The organism is Actinomadura sp. NPDC049382, from assembly GCF_040677125.1.
Classification (GTDB): Bacteria; Actinomycetota; Actinomycetes; order Streptosporangiales; family Streptosporangiaceae; genus Spirillospora; species Spirillospora geliboluensis.
This window is the reverse complement of record NZ_JBFARO010000211.1, coordinates 1-9,065: the sequence shown is the minus strand read 5'-3', so window position 1 is coordinate 9,065 and position 9,065 is coordinate 1. Positions and strand designations below refer to the sequence as shown.

The following is a 9,065-nucleotide window of genomic DNA, read 5'->3' as shown; positions in this document are numbered from 1 at the left end:
GGAAGCGCGGGAGCATCGCCACCGCGCCGAGGGCCAGGGCGAGCACGGCGGTGCCGGGCCAGCCGCCGACCCAGCGCGGCGGGACGCTGCGCGGCGGCGGCACGGCGATCGCGTGCTTGGGCAGCCGGACCCGGATCAGCATGCCCTCGTGCGGGGCGAGCCCGTTCTGGATGAAGTCGACGGCGTACGGCCCGTCGCGGTCGCGCAGGCAGCGGGTAGACGCGCCCGGCGCGCCCGCCCGGCAGCCCACGCGCCGCAGCGGCACCGGCGCCTCGACGCGCACCGCCGCGTTCCCGATCGGGACGTCCCAGTCCGTGCCGATCGCGTCCCACTCCAGCTCGTCGTGGCCCGGACGCGGGGTGAACGCCCACCGGACCTCGTACTCCAGCACGTACGCCTGGCGCCCGCGGACCTCGCGGTTGCGGTCCCCGACGCTGATCCGCACGTCCCGCAGGAACCGCGTCATCCGGACGCGGGACGGCGCGCCGGTCGAGGAGCTCGTGCGCACGTTCCGCACGTCGAAGACCCGGTCGCCGCGGCGGAACGGCACGTGCCGGACGATCCCGTGCTCGCTCCGGTCGAAGTCGTAGGTGATCGTCTCCCGGACGTACAGGACGCCGTCGGCGCCGATCCGCAGCACCACGTCGTAGGTCGGGATGCGCTCCCCGGCGGCGGCCCCCCGCGCGGCGCCGGCGGGAGCGGGCAGCATCAGCACGATGATCGGCAGCAGGAGCCCCGCGAAGATCACGCGCCCCCGGACACGGCCACGCACGTCAGGCATGGTTCCACGGGCGGTCATGATCGTGTCGGTGCATCGGCGAGGGCGTACCGGGAGGGGAGCGTCCGGTCACTGCTAAGTTATCGCTCGCTAACCCCCCGAACTGAGCCTGGAGGGACCTATGCGGCGAATCGCTGCAGTAGCCCTGACCGCCGGCACCCTGATGGCCGGCATGGCCGCCGTGGGCGCCCCCGCCGAGGCGGCCGCCGCCACGAGCTGGAAGCCAATCAACTCCTACAGCAACATCGACGCCTGGGGCACCTACACCCGGAGCGGCGGCAAGACCTACGTCAAGGGCTACCTCCGCGACACCAAGAAGAACGGCTGGACCGCCTGCGTGCGGTTCCTGTTCACCGAGGGCAACAAGAAGTACTGGTCGCGCTTCAAGATCATCGGCGTGACGTCCAGCGGCGCGAAGTACAACTACGACGGCAAGGCGACCGTCAAGATCAGCGTCAGCTCCAGCTACAGCAGCCACCTGTGGGTGCAGGAGTGCGGCCGGAACAAGAAGACCGGCAAGTACTACTACGGCAAGGGCAAGAAGCTCTTCTGAGCCGTTGACCCAGCCTGACGACACAGGCCCCGCCCGGCCCGGCGGGGCCTTTGCGCTTTCCCGGGACTTTGCAAAGCGCGGATTCACGGGGCTGCGCGCCGTCCCGGGTCGGACGGGCCGCAGCCGACGATCAAGAATCGGCCGGACGCGGTGCCCGTCAGCGCGTCCTGGCTGGTGAAGCGGGCCACCGGCCGACGCAGCGAGCGCAGCGTTCGCCTAGCGGCGGCGGATATCTCCACTAGTTTCATTAGCCCGTCGCGGGGCGTGGATCAAGCCGGGGAATCGTTGTTCTCTTCGCGCCTCAACGCAAAGCGCGCGCAACTCCCGGACTTCTTTCAGACCGCCTTCGGAGGCTTCTTCAAACCGTGCCCCAGAGCCCGTTAGGACGGCTCTCCGTCCCCCGGTGCTCTGCGTGTCACATCGCTCCTTGCGTCCACGCTCGTCCGCTGGACGCCTGGCACAGGCGTGCCCGGTGACCAGTAGGGCGGCCGTTTTCGGCCACGGAGCTTGCGAAGAGGCGCACGGCAGGGCCGGGGGTCGGCCGTCCGAGGTCAGTCGTTCTTGGCGGTGTCCGGGTCGTTCTTCGTCAGGGGCGGCTTGGCGGCGGGCTCGGCCTGGGCGGCGGGGGCCTCAGCGGTGTCCGCAGGGGCCTCAGCGGGCTCGTCATGCGCCTCGGGGGCCTTCTCCTTGGTGAGGGAGAGCTTGGCCTGCTCGGGCTCGGAGGCGGCCGTTACGGACTCGTCCGCCCCGTCCTGCTCGGGCTCGTCGTCGTCGGTGAGGAGGACGCCGACCACGGCGCGAATCTTGTCGACGGGCACGGCGCCGGCGCGCAGCAGGCGCGGGACGGGGCCGGTCAGGTCGAGGATCGTGGACGGGTCGGCATGCCCCGACACGCCGCCGTCCAGGTAGACCGAGATGGAGTCGCCGAGCATCTTCTCGGCCTCGTCGATGTTGCGGGCCGCGGGCTGGCCGCTCAGGTTCGCGCTGCTGACGGCCAGCGGGCCGGTCTCCTTCAGCAGCTCCACCGCCAGCTCGTGCATCGGCATCCGGACGGCGACGGTGCCCTTGGTCTCGCCGAGGTCCCACATGAGGTTCGGGTTCGCGCGGCACACCAGCGTCAGCGCGCCCGGCCAGAACTCGTCGATGAGGTCCTGCCCGTAGACGCCGAGGTCGTCCACCAGGGCGGTCGCGGCCCGCACCGAGCCGACCAGGACGGGCGGGGGCATCTCCCGGCCGCGGCCCTTCGCCTCCAGCAGCTTGGTCACCGCGGGCGCCACGAACGCGTCCGCGCCCACCCCGTACACGGTGTCGGTCGGCAGGACGATCAGCTCGCCGCGCCGGACGGCCGACACGGCCTCGGCGATCCCGCGCGTGCGCTCCATCGGCTCTGAGCAGTCATAACGTCGGCTCACGATCGCCCGTCTTCCCATCTCGCGCGGCGCTCATCGGATTGGCACCGCCCAGGATAGCGGGGGCTCACACCCGCGAGCCGTGGCTAGTCGGTCGCGAGGCGGGCGGTGACGAAGCGGTCCCGGTTGGTGAGGTCGCGGCGGTTGCGGACGTCCCGCCAGCCGTTCTCCTCGGCGAACACCCAGTAGACCGCGTTGCCCTGCAGGTCGCTGTGCTCGACCGCGACGTAGCCGCCGGGCCGCAGCAGCCGCCGGGCGGTGCGCTCGACTACCCGGATCGCGTCCAGGCCGTCGTCGCCGCCGCCCCACAGCGCGTCCGCCGGGTCGTGGTCGCGGACGTCCGGCGGGACGTACTCCCACTCGCTCATCGGGATGTACGGGGGGTTGCTGACGACCAGGTCGACGGTGCCGTCCAGCTCGGGCAGCGCGGTGGCGAAGTCGTCCAGGTGGAGCCGGACGCGGCCCCGCTCGTCCAGCTCCTCGATGTTGCGGGTGGCGTGCACGAACGCGGTCGGGTCCTTCTCCACCGCGTGCACGCGCGCGCGAGGCGCCTCCAGCGCGATCGACAGCGCGATCGCGGCCGAGCCGGTGCCGAGGTCGACGACGAGGGGGTCGCGGACGTCCATGTCGCGGAGCGTCTCCAGCGCCCAGCCGACCATCACCTCGGTCTCCGGGCGCGGGACGAACACCCCCGGACCGACCTTCAGCTCCAGGTAGCGGAAGTAGGCGCGGCCGGTGATGTGCTGCAGCGGCTCCCCGGCCTCGCGGCGCGCGACGAACTCCCAGAAGCGGGCGTCGAACGCGCTGTCGGGGACGCCGTGCAGCTCCGAGCGCCGCACCTGGTGCACGGCCGCCGCGAGCTCCTCGGCGTCGGCGCGGGGCGAGGCCGCGCCCGCGTCGGCGAGGCGGGCGGTGGCCCTGGCGATCTCGTCGAGCAGCAGGTTCATGACTCCGTCTTTCGAGGGGGGACGACCCCCCGCGCCCGTGTTCTCCGAGGGAGGACGCCCCCCCGCACCCCCCGGTTCGCTCATGATTTCTGGGCTTCGGCCAGCCGGCGTTCCATGTCGGCGTCGACCAGCGCCTGCGTGACGTTGTGGAGGTCCCCGTCCAGCACCTGGTCGAGGTTGTAGGCCTTGTAGCCGACGCGGTGGTCGGAGATCCGGTTCTCGGGGTAGTTGTAGGTGCGCACCCGCTCGGAGCGGTCGACGGTGCGGACCTGGCTCTTGCGCTCGGCCGCCGCCGCGGCGTCGGCCTCCTCCTGCGCCATCGCCAGCAGCCGCGACCGCAGGATGCGCAGCGCCTGCTCCTTGTTCTGGAGCTGGCTCTTCTCGTTCTGGCAGGAGACGACGACGCCGGTCGGCAGGTGCGTGATGCGGACGGCGGAGTCGGTCGTGTTGACGCTCTGCCCGCCCGGACCGGACGACCGGTACACGTCGATGCGCAGGTCGTTCGGGTCGATCTGGACGTCGACGTCCTCGGCCTCGGGGGTCACCAGGACGCCGACCGCGCTGGTGTGGATGCGGCCCTGCGACTCGGTCGCGGGCACCCGCTGCACGCGGTGCACGCCGCCCTCGTACTTCAGCCGCGTCCAGACGCCCTCTTCGGCGCCGCCCTTGGCCTTCACCGCGACGGTGACGTCCTTGTAGCCGCCGAGATCGGACGGGTGCGAGTCGATGATCTCGGTCTTCCAGCCGATGCGCTCGGCGTACCGCAGGTACATGCGCAGCAGGTCGCCGGCGAACAGCGCGGACTCCTCGCCGCCCTCCCCGGCCTTCACCTGCAGGATGACGTCCTTGGAGTCGCTCGGGTCGCGCGGGACGAGCAGCCTGCGCAGCCGCTCCTCCAGGTCTTCGCGGCGCTTGTCGAGGTCGTCGGCCTCGGCGGCGAACGCCGGGTCCTCACCGGCGAGTTCGCGGGCGGTGGCCAGGTCGTCCTGCGTGGCCGCCAGCTCGCGCCGGGTCTCGACGATCGGCCGCAGCTCCGCGTACCGCTTGCCGAGCTTGCGCGCCAGCGCCTGGTCGGCATGGACGGACGGGTCGGCGAGCCGTTCCTCGATGCCCGCGTATTCGCTGATCAGATCGTCGAGATTCACGCTGTGTCCTGACCCGTTCCGGCCGGCCCGGCCGCCGCGGCCGACCCGGCCCGGAGACGGCGGCCGTCCCCGGTTGCCGACTTCGAAAGGCCCGGGGACCGCGAGTGTCCCCGGGCCGTTCCTGGTATGTGTGCGGCGCTCGCCCTACTTGCCGGCCTTCTTCTTGCCGAAGCGCTGCTCGAAGCGCGCCACCCGGCCACCGGTGTCGAGGATCTTCTGCTTGCCCGTGTAGAACGGGTGGCAGTTCGAGCAGACGTCCGCGTGGATCACGCCGTTCTCGGCGGTGCTGCGGGTCTCGAAGGTGTTGCCGCACGTACACGTCACGGTCGTGACGACGTAGTTCGGGTGGATGTCGGGCTTCATCGGTTCTCCTCGCCTCGGGCGGTCGCCGGGCGCCCGTCATGCTCGCATGGCCGGGCCATGGGAGATGTGAGGGGCGTGAACCGGTACCGCAGCGGTTGCACCTCAAGTGTGCCAGATACCCGAACGTGGCGAGGTCACCGGGCATTCCCGATCTTGGACGGGCAACGCCGCCCGGTCACCCCGCGGCGCCGTCCCGTCACCCCCGCGGCACGGCCCGGTCACCCCGCGGCGCGTCCCAGATAGGCCAGGACCGCCATCACCCTGCGGTGGCCGCCCTGCGCGGGCTGCAGGCCCAGCTTCATGAAGATGTTCGAGATGTGCTTCTCCACGGCGCCCTCGGTGACGACGAGGTCGGCGGCGATCGCCCCGTTGGAGCGCCCCTGCGCCATCAGCCCGAGCACCTCCCGCTCGCGCGGCGTCAGCGACTCCAGCGGGTCGTCGTTGCGGCGCCGGCCGAGCAGCTGGCCGATCACCTCCGGGTCGATCACCGTCCCGCCGGCCGCGATGCGGCGCACCGCGTCGATGAACTCGGCGACGTCCGCGACCCGCTCCTTCAGCAGGTAGCCGACGCCCTCGGCGCCGCCGCCGATCAGGTCCGTCGCGTACCGCTCCTCCACGTACTGCGACAGGACGAGGATCGGCGTGCCCGGCCGCCGCTCCCGGACGGCGAGCGCCGCGCGCAGCCCCTCGTCGGTGAACGACGGCGGCATCCGGACGTCCACGATGGCGAGGTCGGGGGCGTGCTCCTCAACGATGCCGAGCAGGCCCGGCCCGTCCCCGACGGTCGCCGCCGTCTCGATCCCGGCGTCGCCGAGCAGCCGGACGAGCCCTTCCCGCAACAGCACCGAGTCCTCGGCGATCACTACCCGCATCGCCCCATTATCGTGCCCGCGGCCCGGCCCGCCGATGCGCGGGCCGAGCCAGGAGCCGGCGGTCGCCGGGGCGGCCGTCACCAGGTGCAGGGGAGGTCCGCGCGGATGATCGTGGGGCCGCCGGGCGGGCTGTCCACGATGAGCATCCCGTCGATCGTCGCGGCCCGGTCGGCGAGCCCGGCGAGGCCGCCGCCGCGCCGGGCGGTCGCGCCGCCCACCCCGTTGTCGATCACCTCGACGACCACCCAGCGGTCCTCGCGGGCGACCCGGACCGACACCTGCGTCGCGCGGGCGTACTTCGCGACGTTCGCCAGCGACTCGGCGACGATGAAGTAGGCGATGCTCTCGACCGCCGCCGGCGGGCGCTCCGGCAGGTCGACGCTCACCTGGACGGGCACCGGGGCGCGGCCCGCGAGGCCCGACAGCGCCGGGTCCAGGCCGCGGTCGGTGAGGATCGCCGGGTAGATGCCGCGGGCCAGGTCGCGCAGCTCGGTGATGGCCTCCTTGGTGCCGGCGTGCGCCTGCTCGATCAGCGCCCGCGCGCCCTCCGGGTCGTCGTCGAGCTTGGCGCGGGCGCGGCCGATGTCCATCGCGACGGCCAGCAGCCGCTGCTGCGCGCCGTCGTGCAGGTCGCGCTCGATGCGGCGCCGCTCGAACTCGGCGGCGTCCACCCCGCGGGCGCGGCTGGCCTGGAGGTGCTCGGTGCGCCTGCGCAGCTCCACATTCTCGGCCTGCGCGGGGCTCGGGCCGAGCAGCAGCGCGGCGAACACCGTGTGGCCGATCGCGAGCGCCCGCGTCACGTACATCGCCAGCGTGAGGAACACCAGCCCGACGACCATCACCGGGAGGGCCTCCAGCGGGTTGCCCGCCCAGTACGAGACGAACCCGAGGTTGATCTCGGCGCCGTCGTCCACCGCCACGATCAGCGGCAGGCCGAGCGTCGTCGCCGTCGCGCCCCAGACCGCCGCGGACACGACGAGCTCCACCAGCGTGACCGGGAACAGGAGGCCGAGGTAGAGGAGGTCCTTCCAGGTGGACGGGTCCGCCGCCATGCCCTTGAGGCGGGCGAGCGGGTTGCGGCTCTCGGGCGGCCGCCGGTACGGGTCCGGGACGCGGACGCCGAACGCCGCCCGGACGAGCCGGCGCTCCAGCATCGCGCCGAACCGCCACGCGACCATCAGCAGCGCCAGCAGCGGCACCCCGACCCAGATGATCAGCAGCCCGAGGGACAGCGCCAGCCCGACGGCGAGCGTGACGAACCAGGCGAGCCCGAACGCCATGCTGACGCCCAGGTAGAGCGCGGAGCGCCAGGTCACCGACGACCGCGCCATCGCGAGCGGCGCCCAGGAGCCGTTCAGGACGGACGGGGCGTCCCCGCCGCCGCGCGTCGCCGCGGCCCACCGTGTCGCGGCCCATCCGACGGCGCCGCCGCCGGGGTCTCTGCTCAGCTCGCCCACATCGTCCTCCGTGCCCGTTCCCAACCTACGATCCCAGCGTGCCGGGGCGGGGCCGCCGCGACCATGACGTGGACCGGCGGATGGGGGGTGGGGCTAACCCCACCACGCCGCCGTGCCCGCTTCGCGGACGGACGTGGAACGCCCCCGCCCGGTGACCCGGACGGGGGCGTTCCACGCGTGCTCAGACCCGGATCCGGGCCGCGCCGGGCGCGATCAGCGGTGGCGCCCGGCGCGCGCGATCAGCGGTCGTCGGAGACCGTGGTCTTCTGCACCTGGAGCAGGAACTCGGCGTTGGACTTGGTCTCCTTCATCTTCTCGATGAGGAGCTCCAGCGCCTGCTGCGTGTCGAGCGCGTGCAGCACCCGGCGCAGCTGCCAGACGACCCGCAGCTCCTCCGGAGCCATGAGGATCTCCTCCTTGCGGGTGGACGACTGGTCGACGTCCACCGCCGGGAAGATCCGCTTGTCGGCCAGGCTCCGGTTGAGCTTCAGCTCCATGTTGCCGGTGCCCTTGAACTCCTCGAAGATGACCTCGTCCATGCGGGACCCGGTCTCCACCAGCGCGGTCGCGAGGATCGTCAGCGAGCCGCCGTTCTCGATGTTGCGCGCCGCGCCGAAGAACCGCTTCGGCGGGTAGAGCGCGGTCGAGTCGACACCACCGGACAGGATCCGGCCGGACGCCGGCGCCGCCAGGTTGTAGGCCCGGCCGAGGCGGGTGATCGAGTCGAGCAGCACGACGACGTCGTGGCCGAGCTCGACGAGCCGCTTGGCGCGCTCGATCGCCAGCTCCGCGACCGTGGTGTGGTCCTCGGCGGGACGGTCGAAGGTCGAGTGGATGACCTCGCCCTTCACCGTCCGCTGCATGTCGGTGACCTCTTCCGGACGCTCGTCCACCAGGACGACCATCAGGTGGCACTCCGGGTTGTTCTTGGTGATCGCGTTCGCGATCGCCTGGAGCACCATGGTCTTGCCGGCCTTCGGCGGCGACACGATCAGCCCGCGCTGGCCCTTGCCGATCGGCGACACCAGGTCGATGATCCGGGTGGTCAGGATGCCGGGGTCGGACTCCAGCCGCAGCCGCTCCTGCGGGTACAGCGGGGTCAGCTTGGTGAAGTCGACGCGGCCCTTGGCCTGCTCCGGCTCCATCCCGTTGACGGTGTCGAGGCGGACCAGCGCGTTGAACTTCTCGCGCCGCTCGCCCTCGCGCGCCTGCCGGACGGCGCCGGTGATGACGTCGCCCTTGCGGAGGCCGTTCTTGCGGACCTGCGCCAGCGACACGTACACGTCGTTCGGGCCGGGCAGGTAGCCGGTCGTCCGGACGAAGGCGTAGTTGTCGAGGATGTCGAGGATGCCCGCGACCGGGATGAGGACGTCGTCCTCGGTGATCACCGGCTCCTCGTAGCGCTCGCGGCCGCGGCCGCGGTTGCGCTCGCGGAACCGGCGCCCGCGCCGGCCCCGGCCGCTGCCGTCGTCATCGTCGTGCTGGCCGCCGCCCGCGTACGACCTGAGTCGTACGGCGCCGTCCCTCGCCCCGCTGACCCG

At 72.4% G+C, this 9,065-nt stretch carries 9 protein-coding genes; 1 reads left to right on the top strand and 8 read right to left on the bottom strand.

Going from position 1 to position 9,065, the window contains the following annotated elements:
- On the bottom strand, nucleotides 1-772 hold a 772-nt coding region (locus tag AB0K34_RS45145), incomplete at its 3' end, for a DUF2207 domain-containing protein (protein ID WP_364554671.1).
- A 127-nt stretch (nucleotides 773-899) separates the two neighbouring features.
- Here AB0K34_RS45145 and AB0K34_RS45140 point away from each other — a divergent pair.
- On the top strand, nucleotides 900-1,331 hold the full coding sequence (locus tag AB0K34_RS45140) for a hypothetical protein (protein WP_138632459.1): 432 nt from the start codon (nucleotides 900-902) through the stop codon (nucleotides 1,329-1,331).
- 551 nt (nucleotides 1,332-1,882) lie between these two features.
- Here AB0K34_RS45140 and AB0K34_RS45135 read toward each other — a convergent pair.
- The 7 genes from AB0K34_RS45135 to rho all read right to left on the bottom strand — a co-directional run.
- On the bottom strand, nucleotides 1,883-2,743 hold the full coding sequence (locus AB0K34_RS45135; RefSeq protein ID WP_138632456.1) for an L-threonylcarbamoyladenylate synthase: 861 nt from the start codon (nucleotides 2,741-2,743) through the stop codon (nucleotides 1,883-1,885).
- 83 nt (nucleotides 2,744-2,826) lie between these two features.
- Nucleotides 2,827-3,687 carry a peptide chain release factor N(5)-glutamine methyltransferase gene (prmC, locus tag AB0K34_RS45130; RefSeq protein WP_138632453.1) on the bottom strand — a complete coding sequence of 287 codons (861 nt, stop codon included), beginning with the start codon at nucleotides 3,685-3,687 and terminating at the stop codon, nucleotides 2,827-2,829.
- 80 nt (nucleotides 3,688-3,767) lie between these two features.
- Nucleotides 3,768-4,832 carry a peptide chain release factor 1 gene (prfA, locus tag AB0K34_RS45125; RefSeq protein WP_364554669.1) on the bottom strand — a complete coding sequence of 355 codons (1,065 nt, stop codon included), beginning with the start codon at nucleotides 4,830-4,832 and terminating at the stop codon, nucleotides 3,768-3,770.
- Between the two features lie 144 nt (nucleotides 4,833-4,976).
- The gene (rpmE, locus tag AB0K34_RS45120) at nucleotides 4,977-5,195 is read right to left on the bottom strand and encodes a 50S ribosomal protein L31 (RefSeq protein ID WP_021598595.1); all 219 of its coding nucleotides are present in this window, start codon (nucleotides 5,193-5,195) and stop codon (nucleotides 4,977-4,979) included.
- A 218-nt stretch (nucleotides 5,196-5,413) separates the two neighbouring features.
- On the bottom strand, nucleotides 5,414-6,067 hold the full coding sequence (locus AB0K34_RS45115; RefSeq protein WP_138632625.1) for a response regulator transcription factor: 654 nt from the start codon (nucleotides 6,065-6,067) through the stop codon (nucleotides 5,414-5,416).
- A 77-nt stretch (nucleotides 6,068-6,144) separates the two neighbouring features.
- Nucleotides 6,145-7,524 carry a sensor domain-containing protein gene (locus AB0K34_RS45110; RefSeq protein WP_240807054.1) on the bottom strand — a complete coding sequence of 460 codons (1,380 nt, stop codon included), beginning with the start codon at nucleotides 7,522-7,524 and terminating at the stop codon, nucleotides 6,145-6,147.
- Nucleotides 7,525-7,763: 239 nt separating this feature from the next.
- Nucleotides 7,764-9,065, bottom strand: a 1,302-nt coding sequence (gene rho, locus AB0K34_RS45105; RefSeq protein ID WP_364554666.1) for a transcription termination factor Rho, incomplete at its 5' end; no start/stop codon positions are given.

Excerpts from the sequence above, each read along its gene's own strand:
- AB0K34_RS45140 (WP_138632459.1), top strand. The coding sequence starts at position 900 with ATGCGGCGAATCGCTGCAGTAGCCCTGACCGCCGGCACCCTGATGGCC.
- prmC (WP_138632453.1), bottom strand. The coding sequence starts at position 3,687 with ATGAACCTGCTGCTCGACGAGATCGCCAGGGCCACCGCCCGCCTCGCC.
- AB0K34_RS45115 (WP_138632625.1), bottom strand. The coding sequence starts at position 6,067 with ATGCGGGTAGTGATCGCCGAGGACTCGGTGCTGTTGCGGGAAGGGCTC.
- rpmE (WP_021598595.1), bottom strand. The coding sequence starts at position 5,195 with ATGAAGCCCGACATCCACCCGAACTACGTCGTCACGACCGTGACGTGT.